This window comes from Pseudomonas sp. ef1 (assembly GCF_007293365.2).
GTDB lineage: Bacteria > Pseudomonadota > Gammaproteobacteria > Pseudomonadales > Pseudomonadaceae > Aquipseudomonas > Aquipseudomonas siliginis.
Map to the genome: position 1 here is coordinate 570550 of NZ_CM129815.1, position 15038 is coordinate 585587.

The 15038-nt window shown below is 61.6% G+C and carries 13 protein-coding genes; 8 read left to right on the plus strand and 5 right to left on the minus strand.

What is annotated here, in order from left to right:
- Positions 1-5: 5 nt before the first annotated feature.
- Complete coding sequence (locus FEE99_RS02755; protein ID WP_041476962.1) at positions 6-713, minus strand: FadR/GntR family transcriptional regulator; 708 nt, start codon at positions 711-713, stop codon at positions 6-8.
- A gap of 256 nt (positions 714-969) precedes the next feature.
- Between FEE99_RS02755 and FEE99_RS02760 the strand changes: the two genes are divergently transcribed.
- From FEE99_RS02760 to ppx, 5 genes are all read left to right on the plus strand, one after another.
- Positions 970-1755: a transporter substrate-binding domain-containing protein gene (locus FEE99_RS02760; protein ID WP_041476905.1), complete on the plus strand. Its 786-nt coding sequence runs from the start codon at positions 970-972 to the stop codon at positions 1753-1755.
- Between the two features lie 21 nt (positions 1756-1776).
- Positions 1777-2445, plus strand: coding sequence for an amino acid ABC transporter permease (locus FEE99_RS02765; protein ID WP_016772622.1), 669 nt, complete (start codon positions 1777-1779; stop codon positions 2443-2445).
- On the plus strand, positions 2442-3092 hold the full coding sequence (locus tag FEE99_RS02770; protein WP_016772621.1) for an amino acid ABC transporter permease: 651 nt from the start codon (positions 2442-2444) through the stop codon (positions 3090-3092). Before FEE99_RS02765 ends, FEE99_RS02770 begins: the two co-directional genes overlap by 4 nt.
- Positions 3079-3816 (plus strand): amino acid ABC transporter ATP-binding protein, encoded by a 738-nt coding sequence (locus tag FEE99_RS02775; protein ID WP_007911148.1) that lies wholly within the window; start codon positions 3079-3081, stop codon positions 3814-3816. Before FEE99_RS02770 ends, FEE99_RS02775 begins: the two co-directional genes overlap by 14 nt.
- Before the next feature lie 207 nt (positions 3817-4023).
- Positions 4024-5526, plus strand: a complete 1503-nt coding sequence (ppx, locus tag FEE99_RS02780) for an exopolyphosphatase (protein WP_041476907.1) — start codon at positions 4024-4026, stop codon at positions 5524-5526.
- A gap of 171 nt (positions 5527-5697) precedes the next feature.
- Here the strand turns inward: ppx and ppk1 are convergent, their stop codons facing one another.
- Complete coding sequence (ppk1, locus tag FEE99_RS02785) at positions 5698-7923, minus strand: polyphosphate kinase 1 (RefSeq protein ID WP_016772619.1); 2226 nt, start codon at positions 7921-7923, stop codon at positions 5698-5700.
- A gap of 18 nt (positions 7924-7941) precedes the next feature.
- The gene (hemB, locus tag FEE99_RS02790; RefSeq protein ID WP_041476908.1) at positions 7942-8955 is read right to left on the minus strand and encodes a porphobilinogen synthase; all 1014 of its coding nucleotides are present in this window, start codon (positions 8953-8955) and stop codon (positions 7942-7944) included.
- Between the two features lie 207 nt (positions 8956-9162).
- Here hemB and FEE99_RS02795 point away from each other — a divergent pair, with 207 nt between their 5' ends.
- Both FEE99_RS02795 and elbB read left to right on the plus strand, forming a co-directional pair.
- Positions 9163-9822 (plus strand): DedA family protein, encoded by a 660-nt coding sequence (locus FEE99_RS02795; RefSeq protein ID WP_041476909.1) that lies wholly within the window; start codon positions 9163-9165, stop codon positions 9820-9822.
- 167 nt (positions 9823-9989) lie between these two features.
- Positions 9990-10658: an isoprenoid biosynthesis glyoxalase ElbB gene (gene elbB / locus FEE99_RS02800; RefSeq protein ID WP_016772616.1), complete on the plus strand. Its 669-nt coding sequence runs from the start codon at positions 9990-9992 to the stop codon at positions 10656-10658.
- Between the two features lie 104 nt (positions 10659-10762).
- Here the strand turns inward: elbB and FEE99_RS02805 are convergent, their stop codons facing one another.
- Positions 10763-11218 (minus strand): YaiI/YqxD family protein, encoded by a 456-nt coding sequence (locus tag FEE99_RS02805; RefSeq protein ID WP_041476910.1) that lies wholly within the window; start codon positions 11216-11218, stop codon positions 10763-10765.
- Positions 11219-11320: 102 nt separating this feature from the next.
- Positions 11321-13219, minus strand: coding sequence for an FTR1 family protein (locus FEE99_RS02810; protein WP_041476911.1), 1899 nt, complete (start codon positions 13217-13219; stop codon positions 11321-11323).
- A gap of 242 nt (positions 13220-13461) precedes the next feature.
- Here FEE99_RS02810 and FEE99_RS02815 point away from each other — a divergent pair, with 242 nt between their 5' ends.
- Positions 13462-14868 (plus strand): COG3014 family protein, encoded by a 1407-nt coding sequence (locus FEE99_RS02815; RefSeq protein ID WP_041476912.1) that lies wholly within the window; start codon positions 13462-13464, stop codon positions 14866-14868.
- Positions 14869-15038: the final 170 nt, after the last annotated feature.

Genomic DNA, 15038 nt, shown 5'->3' on the forward strand with positions numbered 1-15038 from the left:
TCAAGTCACGCCGTGGCGGGAGCGATAAAGGCGATTCCGGTGCGCAGGGCGGCGTTGCGCACGTGTTCCTGCATGGCTTTCTGCGCCGCCCCCGACGCGCGGCGCGCCAGGGCACGGAGGATCTTGCGATGTTCCTGCCAGGTTTCCATGGCGCGCTCGGCGCGGATGAACGGCAGTTTCTGGCTCTCGAGAAAGATCTCGGCGCTGGCGGTGAGAATGCTCAGCATCGCCTGATTACCGCTGGCAAGAAGGATGCGTCGGTGAAATTCGAAGTCGAGTTTCGCCGCTGCCTCAAAGTCGCCGAGCTTCAATTGCTCGCGCATGGCCGCAACGTTGTCTTCCAGCGCATCCAGATCGAACGTGCTCAAGGTTGTCGCGGCGAGCCCGGCGGCAAAGCCCTCCAGCGCATAGCGCAATTGAAAGATATCCAGCGGTGATGCCTGCGCCGCAAACGACCAGCCTGGCGCGTTGTCGCCGCGCGACAATTCGACCGGCGACTGCACGAACACGCCCTTGCCCGGCTGAATGCTGACCACGCCCAGTGCACTGAGCGACGACAGCGCTTCACGCAACGATGCCCGACTCACGCCCAGTTGCAGCGCCAGATCCCGTTGCGAAGGCAACGCGTCGCCGGCACCGAAGCCCTGTTCGGTGATCAGTTTGCGGATCGCTTGCAGCGCCACTTCGGGTACGGCGCGGGAGATCGAATTCATGATGTGCGGACGCGTCAGGGCCAAGGTGCGGCTAGTTGTAAAGCTATTCGTCGAGTCCGGCAAGTCGTGCCCCAGCGGGGTTCGGCGCGCACTGCCGATGCGCCATCGCAGTGCGAAAACCGAGTTGACTGTTCAGACCAGTAAGACCGAACCAAGCCGCTGATGCCGCGGCCTGCCGGGGCGAAATCCGCCTGTTGGCACGGCCCATGCTCTGTCCGATCGCAGCAACCACTTCCCGCCGTTCCGGAGATTGTCCATGACCCAGCGTTACAGCGCCCTCCTCGCTTCCCTGTTTGCCGGCCTGCTGCTGTGCCAGGCCCCCGCTCACGCCGACGGTCTGGACGACGTGGTCAAACGCGGCACGCTGAAAGTTGCCGTGCCCCAGGACTTCCCGCCGTTCGGCTCGGTCGGCCCGGACATGAAGCCGCGCGGCCTGGATATCGACACGGCGAAACTGCTCGCCGACCAACTCAAGGTCAAACTCGAACTGACCCCAGTCAACAGCACCAACCGTATCCCGTTCCTCACCACCGGCAAGGTTGATCTGGTGATCTCCAGCCTCGGCAAAAACCCCGAGCGTGAGAAAGTCATCGACTTCTCCCGCGCCTATGCGCCGTTCTACCTCGCCGTGTTCGGTCCGCCAGACGCTGCGATCACCAGCCTCGACGACCTCAAAGGCAAGACCATCAGCGTCACCCGGGGCGCCATCGAAGACATCGAGCTGAGCAAAGTCGCCCCCGAAGGCGTGACCATCAAACGTTTCGAAGACAACAACTCGACCATCGCTGCTTATCTGGCAGGCCAGGTCGATCTGATCGCCAGCGGCAACGTGGTGATGGTCGCCATCAGCGAGAAGAACCCCAAGCGCGTGCCGGCGCTGAAGGTGAAGCTCAAGGATTCCCCGGTCTATGTGGGCGTGAACAAGAACGAAGCGGCGTTGCTGGCCAAGGTCAACGACATCCTCAACACCGCCAAGGCTGACGGCGCGCTGGAAAAGAACTCGCAGACCTGGCTGAAAGAGCCGCTGCCGGCCGATCTCTGATCGACTGCGCGGGAGACGTTCATGGCTTATCAGTTCGATTTTTTGCCGGTGGTGGAAAACACCGACCTGCTGCTGCGCGGCGCACTGTTCACGCTGGAGCTGACCGCCATCGGCGCGCTGCTCGGGGTCGGCGTGGGCATTGTCGGCGCGCTGGTGCGAGCGTGGCAGATCCGCCCGTTCTCGGCGATCTTCGGCGTCTACGTCGAGTTGATCCGCAACACGCCGTTTCTGGTGCAACTGTTCTTCATCTTCTTCGGCCTGCCGTCGCTCGGCATGCAGATCTCCGAGTGGCAGGCGGCGGTGCTGGCGATGGTGATCAACCTTGGCGCCTATTCGACCGAGATCATCCGCGCCGGCATCCAGGCGATTCCGCGCGGGCAACTGGAAGCGGCTGCGGCACTGGCGATGACGCGCTTCGAAGCGTTCCGCCACGTCGTCCTGCTGCCCGCGCTGGGCAAGGTCTGGCCGGCGCTGAGCAGCCAGATCATCATCGTCATGCTCGGTTCGGCGGTGTGTTCGCAGATCGCCACGGAAGAATTGAGCTTCGCCGCCAACTTCATTCAGTCGCGCAACTTCCGCGCCTTTGAAACCTATGCGCTGACCACCCTGATCTATCTGTGCATGGCGCTGCTGATCCGCCAGTTGCTCAACTGGTTCGGGCGTCGGTTCATTGCGAGGAGCAGCCAATGAGCGATTTCACTTTCTGGGACATCCTGCGCAACCTGCTCACCGGCCTGCAATGGACCCTGGCGCTGTCACTGGTGGCGTTCATTGGCGGCGGCCTCGTCGGCCTGCTGATTCTGGTGATGCGCATCTCCAAGAACACGCTGCCCAGCAGCATCGCCCGCACCTGGATCGAGCTGTTTCAGGGCACGCCCCTGTTGATGCAACTGTTTCTGGTGTTCTTCGGCGTGGCGCTGGCCGGGATCGAGATTTCGCCGTGGATGGCCGCCGCGATCGCTTTGACCTTGTTCACCAGCGCCTATCTGGCGGAGATCTGGCGCGGCTGCGTAGAGGCCATTCCCCACGGTCAGTGGGAAGCCTCGTCGAGCCTGGCGCTCAATCCGCTTGAGCAGTTGCGCTACGTGATCCTGCCGCAAGCGCTGCGCATCGCCGTGGCGCCGACCGTGGGCTTCTCGGTGCAAGTGGTCAAAGGCACAGCGGTGACTTCGATCATCGGCTTCACCGAACTGACCAAGACCGGCGGCATGCTCGCCAATGCCACGTTCGAACCGTTCATGGTCTACGGCCTCGTCGCCCTCGGCTACTTCCTGCTCTGCTACCCCTTGTCCCTCAGTGCGCGCTACCTGGAAAGGAGACTGCATGCCTCTGCTTAGAATTTCCGCCCTGCATAAATACTACGGCGATCACCACGTGCTCAAAGGCATCGACCTCAGCGTCGAGGAAGGCCAGGTCGTGGCGATCATCGGCCGCAGCGGCTCGGGCAAATCGACTCTATTGCGCACACTCAACGGCCTGGAGTCGATCAACGACGGCGTGATCGAAGTCGACGGCGAATACCTCGACGCTGCCCGCGCTGATCTGCGCAGCCTGCGACAGAAGGTCGGCATGGTCTTCCAGCAGTTCAACCTGTTCCCGCACCTGACCGTCGGGGAGAACGTCATGCTCGCGCCGCAAGTGGTGCAGAAAGTGCCAAAAGCCAAGGCAGCGGAACTGGCGCGCGAGATGCTCGAACGGGTTGGTCTCGGGGAAAAATTCGATGCCTTCCCGGACCGCTTGTCCGGTGGTCAGCAGCAGCGGGTGGCGATCGCCCGCGCCCTGGCGATGTCGCCGAAGGTGCTGCTGTGCGATGAAATCACCTCGGCACTCGACCCTGAGCTGGTCAATGAAGTGCTCAGCGTGGTGCGGCAACTGGCCAAGGAAGGCATGACGCTGATCATGGTCACCCACGAGATGCGCTTTGCCCGGGAGGTCGGCGACAAACTGGTGTTCATGCACCATGGCAAGGTGCATGAGGTGGGCGATCCGAAGGTGTTGTTTGCCAATCCGCAGACGGCCGAGCTGGCGAACTTTATTGGCACGGTGGAAGCGACAGCCTGAAGATTTTCTGAAGCAGTGATGCCCTCTTCGCGAGCAGGCTCGCTCCCACATGGGAATGCGTTCACCTGTGGGAGCGAGCCTGCTCGCGAATGGCCGCGCCGCGATCCCCAGACTTTCTGCGCTGAATCAACGGTTTGAGCCATGCGCGTTGGCGCCAGCGTTTGATCGTGGCACGATGTCGGGGTTATCGACCGAGACCCCCTGACCATGCCGCAATCCCAAGCCAAGAATCTGTCCCTGATCGCCGCAATCGACCTGGGCTCCAACAGCTTTCACATGGTCGTGGCCAAGGCCCAGAACGGCGAAATCCGCATCCTCGAGCGCCTCGGCGAGAAGGTGCAACTGGCCGCCGGCATCGACGACGCGCGCCAGCTCAACGAAGAATCGATGCAGCGCGGCCTCGATTGCCTCAAGCGCTTTGCCCAACTGATCAACGGTATGCCGCTCGGCGCCGTGCGCATCGTCGGCACCAACGCCCTGCGTGAAGCGCGCAATCGTGGCGAATTCATCCGCCGCGCCGAAGAAATCCTCGGCCACACGGTAGAAGTCATCTCCGGCCGTGAAGAAGCGCGCCTGATCTATCTCGGTGTGTCGCACACGCTCGCTGACACCCCTGGCAAACGTTTGGTCGCCGACATCGGCGGCGGCAGTACTGAATTCATCATCGGCCAGCGCTTCGAGCCGTTGCTGCGCGAAAGCCTGCAAATGGGCTGCGTGAGTTTCACCCAGCGCTACTTCAAGGACGGCAAGATCACCCCGGCCCGCTACGCCCAGGCCTACACGGCGGCGCGCCTGGAAATCATGAGCATCGAGCACGCCCTGCATCGCCTGACCTGGGATGAAGCCATCGGCTCCTCGGGCACCATCCGCGCCATCGGCCTGGCCTTGAAGGCCGGCGGCCATGGCAGCGGTGAGGTCAACGCCGAAGGCCTGGCGTGGCTCAAGCGCAAGCTGTTCAAGCTCGGCGACGCCGACAAGATCGATTTCGAAGGCATCAAGCCTGACCGTCGCGCGATCTTCCCGGCGGGCCTGGCAATTCTCGAAGCGATCTTCGACGCCCTCGAACTGCAACGCATGGACCATTGCGAAGGCGCGCTGCGCGAAGGCGTGCTCTACGACCTGCTCGGCCGTCATCACCATGAAGACGTGCGCGAACGCACCCTGACCTCGCTGATGGAGCGCTATCACGTCGACCTGGAACAGGCAGCGCGGGTCGAGCGCAAGGCCCTGCACGCCTTCGATCAGGTCGCCGTGGACTGGGAACTGGATGACGGCATCTGGCGCGAACTGCTCGGCTGGGCGGCGAAAGTGCACGAAGTCGGCCTCGACATCGCGCACTATCATTACCACAAGCACGGCGCCTACCTGATCGAGCACTCCGATCTGGCAGGCTTCTCGCGAGAAGACCAGCAGATGCTCGCGCTATTGGTGCGCGGGCACCGGCGCAATATTCCCAAGGACAAGTTTGCCGAATTCGGCGATGACGGCATCAAACTGATTCGCCTGTGCGTGCTGCTGCGGTTTGCCATTCTGTTCCATCACATTCGCGGGACCCAGGCGATGCCACAGGTGGCGCTGCATGCCAATGGCGATCATCTCGATGTGGAATTCCCGGAGAACTGGCTGGATGAAAATCAGCTGACCCAGGCGGATTTCGGGCTTGAGGCGGACTGGTTGACGCGGGTGGGCATTGTCCTCACGGTGCATTGACACTGATTGTGGCGAGGGGATTTATCCCCGCTGGCCTGCGCAGCAGGCCCGATTTTGACTCAAGGGGTCGCTTCGCGCCCAACGGGGATAAATCCCCTCGCCACAGGTCGGAATCAGTGTAGGTAGAAAAAAGGCGATCCCGAGGGATCGCCTTTTTTATTGGGCTGACGGTCAACTGCTGACAGGCAATATCGGGCTGCCCAGCCGCTCCAGCAACGTCGCCTGCGCACTGCGCGGGTTCTGGTTGCCGGTGGGTGTGTTGCGGATGTAGCGGCCGTCCGACTGCAGGCTCCAGCTGTGGGTGTTGTCGGTCAGGTACAGCTCCAGCTCCTTCTTGACCCGAGTCAGCAGCTTCTTGCCTTCCACCGGGAAGCAAGTCTCGACGCGCTTGTCGAGGTTGCGCTCCATCCAGTCGGCGCTGGAAAGGAACATCTGCTCGTCGCCGCCGTTGAGGAAGTAGAACACCCGCGTGTGCTCGAGGAAGCGGCCAATGATCGAGCGCACATGAATGTTGTGCGAGACCCCGGCGATGCCCGGACGCAGGCAGCACATGCCGCGCACCACCAGATCGATGCGCACGCCGGACTGGCTGGCCTTGTACAGCGCGCGGATGATCTTCGGATCGGTCAGCGAGTTGAACTTGGCGATGATGTGCGCCGGTTTGCCTTCGAGGGCAAACTGGGTTTCGCGGGCAATCATGTCGAGCATGCCCTTCTTCAGGGTGAACGGCGCATGCAGCAACTTTTTCATGCGCAGCGTCTTGCCCATGCCGATCAACTGGCTGAACAGTTTGCCGACGTCTTCGCACAAAGCGTCGTCGGAGGTCAGCAGGCTGTAGTCGGTGTAGAGCTTGGCGTTGCCGGCGTGGTAGTTACCGGTGCCGAGGTGCGCGTAGCGGACGATTTCGCCAGCCTCACGGCGCAGGATCAGCATCATCTTGGCGTGGGTCTTGAAGCCGACCACGCCGTAGATCACCACTGCGCCCGCCGCTTGCAGACGGCTGGCCAGTTGCAGGTTGGATTCTTCGTCGAAGCGCGCGCGCAGCTCGATCACCGCAGTGACTTCCTTGCCGTTACGCGCGGCGTCGACCAGCGCATCGACGATCTCCGAGTTGGCGCCGGAGCGGTAAAGCGTTTGCCGTACGGCCAATACATGCGGGTCTTTCGCGGCCTGACGCAGCAGGTCGACCACCGGCGTGAACGACTCGAACGGGTGCAGCAGGAGGATGTCCTGCTTGCTGACCACACTGAAGATGTTTTCGCTGTTCTGCAGCAGTTTCGGGATCTGCGGGGTGAACGGCGTGTATTGCAGCTCTGGATGGCTGTCCAGACCAGTGATGCTGAACAGGCGCGTCAGGTTGACCGGGCCGTTGACCTGATACAGCTCGGTCTCGCTCAGGTTGAACTGCTTGAGCAGGTAGTCCGAGAGGTGTTTCGGGCAGGTGTCGGCAACTTCCAGACGCACCGCGTCACCGTAACGCCGCGAGAACAACTCGCCACGCAGGGCGCGGGCCAGGTCTTCGACGTCTTCGGAATCGAGCGCCAGGTCGGCGTTTCGGGTCAGACGGAACTGGTAGCAGCCTTTGACCTTCATGCCCTGGAACAGGTCATCGGCGTGGGCGTGGATCATCGACGACAGGAACACATAGTTGTCGCCGGCGCCGCCGACTTCTTCCGGCACCTTGATGATCCGTGGCAGCAGGCGCGGCGCCGGAATGATCGCCAGACCGGAGTCGCGACCGAAGGCGTCGATGCCTTCGAGCTCGACGATGAAGTTCAGACTCTTGTTCACCAGCAGCGGGAACGGGTGCGTCGGGTCGAGGCCGATCGGGGTGATGATCGGCGCGATCTCGTCGCGGAAATAGCGGCGTACCCAGGTCTTGAGCTTGGTTGTCCAGTTGCGCCGACGGATGAAGCGCACCTGATGCTTTTCCAGCTCCGGCAGGAGGATGTCGTTGAGGATCGCGTACTGGCGGTCAACGTGACCGTGAACCAGCTCGCTGATCCGCGCCAGCGCCTGATGCGGCTGCAAGCCGTCAGCACCGGCCTGTTCACGGGCGAAGGTGATCTGCTTTTTCAGCCCGGCGACGCGGATCTCGAAGAATTCGTCGAGGTTGCTGGAGAAGATCAGCAGGAACTTCAGCCGCTCCAGCAACGGGTAGGACTCGTCCAGCGCCTGTTCCAGCACGCGGATGTTGAACTGCAATTGCGAAAGCTCGCGATGGATGTACAGGCTGCTGTCATCCAGGCCGGGAATGGCGATCGCCGGTACCGCCACAGCGGTTTCGGCAACCGGCGCGGGTGGCGCAGGCTCCAGTTCCGGCGGGGTTTCGGTGATTTGCTCGACCACCGGCTGAGCTTCTTTTACGGCAACTTCAGTGAGTCCTTCGGTATTCATGGAATGTTCCTGGGAGGGCTATTTCTGCTCTCGTAACAATTGAGCGGCACGAACGGCAAAGTAAGTCAGGATGCCATCTGCACCGGCACGTTTAAAGGCGGTCAGTGACTCGAGGATCACCGCTTCGCTCAACCAGCCATTCTGGATAGCGGCCATGTGCATGGCGTATTCGCCACTGACCTGATAGACGAAGGTCGGCACCTTGAAGGCATCTTTGACGCGAAAAAGAATGTCCAGGTAGGGCATGCCCGGCTTGACCATGACCATGTCCGCGCCTTCGGACAAGTCGGCACCGACTTCGTGCAGCGCTTCGTCGCTGTTGGCCGGGTCCATCTGATAAGAGGCCTTGTTGGCCTTGCCGAGGTTCGACGCCGAACCCACCGCATCGCGGAACGGGCCGTAGTAGGCGCTGGCGTACTTGGCCGAATAGGCCATGATGCGCACGTTGACGTGACCGGCAATTTCCAGCGCCTCCCGAATCGCCTGTATGCGGCCGTCCATCATGTCCGATGGCGCCACCACCTGCGCGCCGGCTTCGGCGTGGGACAACGCCTGACGCACCAGCGCATCGACGGTGATGTCGTTCTGCACGTAGCCGTCTTCGTCGAGAATGCCGTCCTGACCGTGGGTGGTGAACGGGTCCAGCGCCACGTCAGTGATCACGCCCAGCTCCGGGAAACGCTCACGCAGGGCGCGAGTGGCGCGCTGGGCGATGCCTTCGGGATTCCACGCTTCGGCAGCATCGAGGGATTTCAGTTCAGGCGGGGTGACCGGGAACAGCGCCAGCGCCGGAATGCCCAGCTCGACCCATTTCGCCGCTTCTTCAAGCAGCAGATCAATGGTCAGTCGCTCGACGCCCGGCATCGAGGCTACGGCTTCGCGGCGGTTTTCACCGTCGAGCACGAACACCGGCAGGATCAGGTCATCGACCGTCAATACGTTTTCACGCACCAGCCGCCGCGAAAAATCATCACGACGATTGCGGCGCAGACGAGTGGCTGGGAACAGACGATTGGCGGGGGTAAAGCTCACGGCAGACTCCTGAGCCCGGGCAAACGGGCGAGCGTGACAGTTATAGACGGCCATTATGACTAACAGATGACAGTTATGTGTGCTCTGTGACAGGTAGCCGCAATCCATTGTCGATGTAGGAAATGTTCACGTCGAGACACATTTGGACACTTTCATGAATGTGCCCGAAGGGTTAGGCTGCGCGTTCATTTCGCCAGCACCCAGACAATGCTCCAACAATTTCTGCACGACTTTGGCTACTTTGCCTTGTTCCTCGGCACGTTCTTCGAAGGCGAAACCATTCTGGTGCTCGCAGGCTTCCTTGCGTTCCGTGGATACATGGACATCAACCTGGTGGTGGTCGTGGCGTTTTTCGGCAGTTATGCCGGCGATCAGCTGTGGTACTTCCTGGGGCGCAAGCACGGGCGCAAATTGCTCGCGCGCAAACCGCGCTGGCAGATGATGGGCGACCGCGCGCTGGAGCACATCCGCAAACATCCGGACATCTGGGTCCTGAGCTTCCGCTTCGTTTATGGCCTGCGCACCGTGATGCCGGTGGCGATCGGCCTGTCCGGTTATCCGCCGGGGCGTTACTTGCTGCTCAACGGCATCGGCGCGGCGATCTGGGCCACCGCCCTGGCTGCGGCGGCTTACCACTTCGGCGCAGTGCTGGAAGGCATGCTCGGCAGCATCAAGAAGTACGAGCTGTGGGTGCTCGGCGCCTTGCTGATCCTCGGGCTGGGCCTGTGGCTGCGGCGCCGCTTCAAGAATGCGCAACTGGCAAAGAAAATCTATCAGGACGAGCAGCTCGCCAAGGCCGCCGAGGCAGAGCAGTTGCACCAGGCCGAAGCGACCCCTCCTGGCGGACCGAAAACGCCAGCCGAATAAGCCATTCGCTGGCGGCTGCCACGCGCATTCCAGGCAAATAATGAACACCCCGCCGCCGTTGCGATCCATTGAGAGAGCGCTCTGTTCCCGCGCGCCCCAGCCATGTCCCTATGGCCACGCGCGACGATTTAAGGGACATTGAGCGCCATGAATCTGGAGAGAAGCCCATGAGCAAAAAAGTTGCAGTGATCCTGTCCGGCAGTGGCGTGTACGACGGCGCCGAAATCCAGGAAAGTGTCATCACCCTGCTGCGCCTCGACCAGCGCGGCGCACAGGTGCAGTGCTTCGCGCCAAACATCGCGCAATTGCATGTGATCAACCATCTGACCGGCGAAGAAATGCCGGAATCGCGCAACGTACTGGTGGAATCGGCGCGGATTGCCCGGGGCAACGTCAAGGATATCCGCGACGCCGATGTCGAGGATTTCGACGCACTGATCGTGCCCGGCGGTTTCGGCGCGGCAAAGAACCTGTCGAACTTCGCCATCGAAGGCGCCGGCTGCACCGTACAACCTGAAGTGCTGGCCCTGGCCGAAGCATTTGCCGAAGCGGGCAAACCGGTCGGGCTGATCTGCATCTCACCGGCGCTGGCGGCGAAAATCTATGGCCCGGGGGTGACTTGCACCATCGGCAACGACGCCGACACCGCTGCGGCCATGAATAAGATGGGCGCCACCCACGAAGAGTGCGCCGTGACGGAAATCGTCGAAGACAAGGCGCGCAAACTGGTCACCACCCCGGCGTACATGCTGGCGCAGACCATCAGTGAAGCGGCTTCGGGGATCAACAAACTGGTCGACCGCGTGCTCGAACTGACCCACGAAAACGACGCTTGAAATCAAAAGATCGCAGCCTTCGGCAGCTCCTACAGGTTTCGTGTCGCGCCGTGATATTGCGGCATACACCGCCCCTGTAGGAGCTGCCGCAGGCTGCGATCTTTTCAGGGCTTGCGGGTGAGCCGGGTGAGAATCCGATCCAGCGCATTGGCAAACGCCTGCTTCTCGCGCTCGCCAAACGGCGCCGGGCCGCCGCTCATCTGGCCCTGCTCCCTGAGATCGGTGAACAGATTCCGCACCGCCAGCCGCTCGCCCATGTTCTGCGCATCGAACTCCTTGCCGCGCGGATCCAGTGCCGCCACGCCCTTCTTGACCAGCCGATCGGCCAGCGGAATATCGCTGCAGATCACCAGCTCGCCCGGCACGGCGTGCTCGACCAGATAATCATCCGCCGCATCCGGCCCGCTCGGCACCACGATCAGTTTGACGATGGCCAGCCCCGGCTTGGTCTGCGGCTGCCCGGCTACCAGCACCACTTCGAACTGGCGCTTGAGGGCGAATTTCACTACAAGATCCTTCGCCGCCCGTGGACAGGCGTCGGCATCGATCCATACACGCATGTTCTTGCCTCCAAAAAATTCGCGAGCAGGCTCGCTCCCACAGGATACATACCGAACCTGTGGGAGCGAGCCTGCTCGCGAATATGAGCGCAGCGAATGCCTTTATGCAGCCGAAACCCGACGCTTCTCCGCCACCCAACTACGCCCATACAGCACAGCAATCGCCACAATCGCCACCACCTGCGCGGTCAGCGAATAGGCATCGGCATGGATCCCCAGCCAGTCGAATTCAAAGAACGCGACCGGCCGTGTGCCGAAGATCCCGGCTTCCTGCAAGGCCTTGACGCCATGCCCGGCAAACACCACCGACAGCGCGCACAACAGCGCGGCGTTGATGCTGAAGAACAAGGTCAACGGCAGTTTCGCCGAACCGCGCAGAATCACCCAGGCCAGGCCGACCAGCAGCACCAGCGCCGTGGCACCGCCGGCCAGCACGGCGTTGTGCCCGGCAGGACCGGCCTGCAGCCACAGGGTTTCGTAGAACAGAATCACCTCAAACAATTCGCGATAGACCGAGAAGAACGCCAGGATCGCAAAGCCGAAACGTCCACCGCCGCCGACCAGGCTGCTCTTGATGTAATCCTGCCAGGCCGCCGCATGACGGCGGTCATGCATCCACACGCCGAGCCACAACACCATGACGCTGGCAAATAGCGCGGTCGCGCCTTCCAGCAACTCACGCTGCGAACCGCTGACGTCGATGACGTACGCCGCCAGTGCCCAGGTGCCCAAACCCGCCAGCAAGGCCAGGCCCCAGCCAACGTTGACACTGCGAACGGCCGATTGCTGGCCGGTGTTGCGCAAGAAGGCGAGGATCGCCGCCAGCACCAGAATCGCTTCCAGGCCTTCGCGCAGCAGAATCAGCAGGCCGGAGATGAAGCTCAGCGACCAGCTCAGACCATCGCTGCCCAGCAGGCCGGCGGATTCCTTGAGTTTGGCTTTGGCCGCGTCAAGACGCTGCTCGGCCTGCTCGACCGGCAGACCATCCTGCAACGACTGCCGATACGCCATCAGCGATTTTTCGGTGTCCTTGCGCACGTTGGCATCGACGTTGTCCAGCGAGCTTTCGACCAGTTCGAAGCCTTCCAGATACGCCGCCACCGACAGGTCATAGGCCTGATCGTGTTCACCGGCGCGGTAGGCCGCGAGGCTTTTGTCCAGCGTGGCGGCAGTGTAATCGAGCAACTGCGCCGGCCCGCGCTTGACCTGCGGTGGTTGCGCGCGCTGGGCACGGAACGTCGCCGCGACCTCTGCGCCCTCCGCCGCCTGCACTTCGGCCGGGGTCTGGCGGGCCAGGTCAGCGATGTTGTAGACCTTGTCGGACTTGGCGGCTGCCGCATCGGCACTGAAGCCGGCGATGTAGGTGGCCAGATCCCAGCGCTGGCGATCATCGAGCTGATCGGCGAACGCCGGCATGTCGGTGCCTTCGACGCCTTGGCCGAGGGTGCTGTAGATCGCGTACAGGCTCAAGTGATCCATGCGCGCAGCGTCGCGCAGGTTGGCTGGCGCAGGGGTCAGACCGACGCCGGCCGGGCCGTCGCCAGCACCTGTATCGCCGTGGCACACCGAGCAATTTTGCGCATACAGCGGCGCACCGCGTGTCGGGTCCGGGGTGATGATCGGTGCCTGGCTGACTTCATAAGCCACCGCCAGTTTCGCCCCCAGCTGTCGGGCCTGACGGGCGACATCGGCACCGTCCTGCTTCGCACTGATGGCGGCGTGCAAAAACTCCACGCCCTGTTCCAGCGCGGCTTTTTCCGGTTTGGCTGGCAATGCAGTGATCAAGCCTTGCAGAACCTGGGTGAATTCCAGCTGTTCGCGGTATTCGCCATCGTCGATGACTTTGCCTGCCGCGACCGTCGGCGGGTAATCGGCACTGATGTAATCGAGCAGGTGCAACGCTTGCGGCGCGCCTTCCACGGTATCGGCCAGCAGCGGCAGGCTGCTCAGGGACAATAACGGGAACAGCAGCCAGGCCAGCAATCGGGACGAGGCAGTCATGAACGAATCTCAAATGGAAATGCGAAGTTACATATTGTTCACTTCGAAGACATTTCTCTCAAGCTTTGTCGGCGTTTCGCTTTGATTGGCAGGAAATACCCGGCAGACGGCAGCAGCGTTTGTCGCCGAGTATTGCCGCACTGCCCGCTGCCGATTGACGCTCGATCAAGATCGCAGCCATTTGCCACCATCCACTTTATACTGCCCGCCCCAGAGCATTTGCGCGCAAGGAATCAACCTCAATGCGGAGTCTTCCGTTCGTTTTGCTGCTTTGCGTCGCTGTTCAGTTGAGCGGTTGTGCCGCCTATCGCAACTACGATCTTGAAATGCAGCAGACCACCGAGCAAATGACCCGGGGCAATCTGACCGGGGCTCTGGCACTGGTGGAAATGAACAACCCGTGGGAAGACAAGGATCTGCTGTATTACCTGGAAAAAGGCGCGATCCTCAGCGCTGGCAGTGCCCTGCCCGACAGCCAGGACGCCTGGCGCAATGCCGACCGCATGATCTTCCAGCGCGAGGAAGCCAACCCGTCCGGCGCGATGAAATTGCTGGCGCGCTTCGGTGATGAAATGGGCACGATGCTGGTCAACGACAAGCTGCGGCGCTATGAAGGCTACGATTACGAAAAGGTCATGTTGAGCACGCAAATGGCCTTGAACCAGCTATCCGTCAATGACTTTTCCGGCGCCCGCGCAGATATCAGGAAAACCCACGAACGCGAAGCATTGATCGCCCGCCAGCGTGAAAAGCAATACGAAGCGGCCGAGGAACAGGCAAAAGCTCAAGGCAAAATTCTCCATTACAAGGAACTGGAAGGCTACCCGGTCGCCTTGCTTGATGCGCCGCAGGTCGTTGAGCTGAAAAACGGCTATCAGAGTGCGTTCAGCCACTATCTGGCCGGATTCACCTATGAAGCCCTCGGCGAACGCGCCCTCGCGGCGGCCGGTTATCGTCAGGCGATCGAACTGCGGCCGGATATGCCCTTGCTGCAAAAGGCCCTGCGCAATCTCGACAAACCGCCAGCGAAAGCCGATGAAAGCGATGTGTTGCTGATTATCCAGAGTGGCCTGGCCCCGGCTCGCAGCTCAGTGCAAGTGCCGATCCCGGTTCGTCTGAACGAAACGCTGGTCATCATCGCGCCCATTTCATTCCCGGTGATGGTGCCGGACGCGGTCACGCCCAACTTCAGCCATATCACCGTAGACGGTCGCAAACAGCCGTTGGTAGTGATCAACAGCGTGACTGACATGTCCATGCGCACACTGCGCGACGACATGCCGCAAATCATCTCGCGGGCGATGTTCCGCGCCAACATGGCCGCCATCGGTCAAGCGCAGGAAAACGAGCGCAACCCGGCGAAAGCCTCGTTGGTCGTCACTCAGCATGATCCGTTCGAAGAAGCCGACACCCGCACATGGCGAGCGTTGCCGGACAAGACGCTGGTCGCCCGCCTGCGCTTGAAGAAAGGCCTGCATACCTTCCGTTTTGCGCCTGCGTCCATCGACCACCCTTTTGAAATGCGCGTCGACCAGGACCGCCAGATTCTGCACCTGCGGGTATTCCGGGATCAGGTCTATACCGTCGGATCAGCCTTTGTACCGAATCAAAAACCCGCGTCGGATACACCCGCTTCTGCGGAGAAGTGATGGCACCCCATCTGAAAATGCACCCAAAAAGCTATTACATAGCCATCACCCCACGTTTATAATGCCGCGCCCTCGCCCAGCGAGCCGGCATCAAAAGCTCCTCACGCATGAGGAATTGGCAGGAGGCCAGCGCCGCCGTCGATAGGTCACACCAGCCCGACCAGCACACG

What these genes read in the sequence shown, in the direction of transcription:
- FEE99_RS02760 (WP_041476905.1), top strand. Translation starts at nt 970, where the DNA reads ATGACCCAGCGTTACAGCGCCCTCCTCGCTTCCCTGTTTGCCGGCCTG.
- FEE99_RS02815 (WP_041476912.1), top strand. Translation starts at nt 13,462, where the DNA reads ATGCGGAGTCTTCCGTTCGTTTTGCTGCTTTGCGTCGCTGTTCAGTTG.
- ppx (WP_041476907.1), top strand. Translation starts at nt 4,024, where the DNA reads ATGCCGCAATCCCAAGCCAAGAATCTGTCCCTGATCGCCGCAATCGAC.
- ppk1 (WP_016772619.1), bottom strand. Translation starts at nt 7,923, where the DNA reads ATGAATACCGAAGGACTCACTGAAGTTGCCGTAAAAGAAGCTCAGCCG.
- FEE99_RS02770 (WP_016772621.1), top strand. Translation starts at nt 2,442, where the DNA reads ATGAGCGATTTCACTTTCTGGGACATCCTGCGCAACCTGCTCACCGGC.
- elbB (WP_016772616.1), top strand. Translation starts at nt 9,990, where the DNA reads ATGAGCAAAAAAGTTGCAGTGATCCTGTCCGGCAGTGGCGTGTACGAC.
- FEE99_RS02810 (WP_041476911.1), bottom strand. Translation starts at nt 13,219, where the DNA reads ATGACTGCCTCGTCCCGATTGCTGGCCTGGCTGCTGTTCCCGTTATTG.
- FEE99_RS02805 (WP_041476910.1), bottom strand. Translation starts at nt 11,218, where the DNA reads ATGCGTGTATGGATCGATGCCGACGCCTGTCCACGGGCGGCGAAGGAT.
- FEE99_RS02755 (WP_041476962.1), bottom strand. Translation starts at nt 713, where the DNA reads ATGAATTCGATCTCCCGCGCCGTACCCGAAGTGGCGCTGCAAGCGATC.
- FEE99_RS02795 (WP_041476909.1), top strand. Translation starts at nt 9,163, where the DNA reads ATGCTCCAACAATTTCTGCACGACTTTGGCTACTTTGCCTTGTTCCTC.
- FEE99_RS02775 (WP_007911148.1), top strand. Translation starts at nt 3,079, where the DNA reads ATGCCTCTGCTTAGAATTTCCGCCCTGCATAAATACTACGGCGATCAC.
- FEE99_RS02765 (WP_016772622.1), top strand. Translation starts at nt 1,777, where the DNA reads ATGGCTTATCAGTTCGATTTTTTGCCGGTGGTGGAAAACACCGACCTG.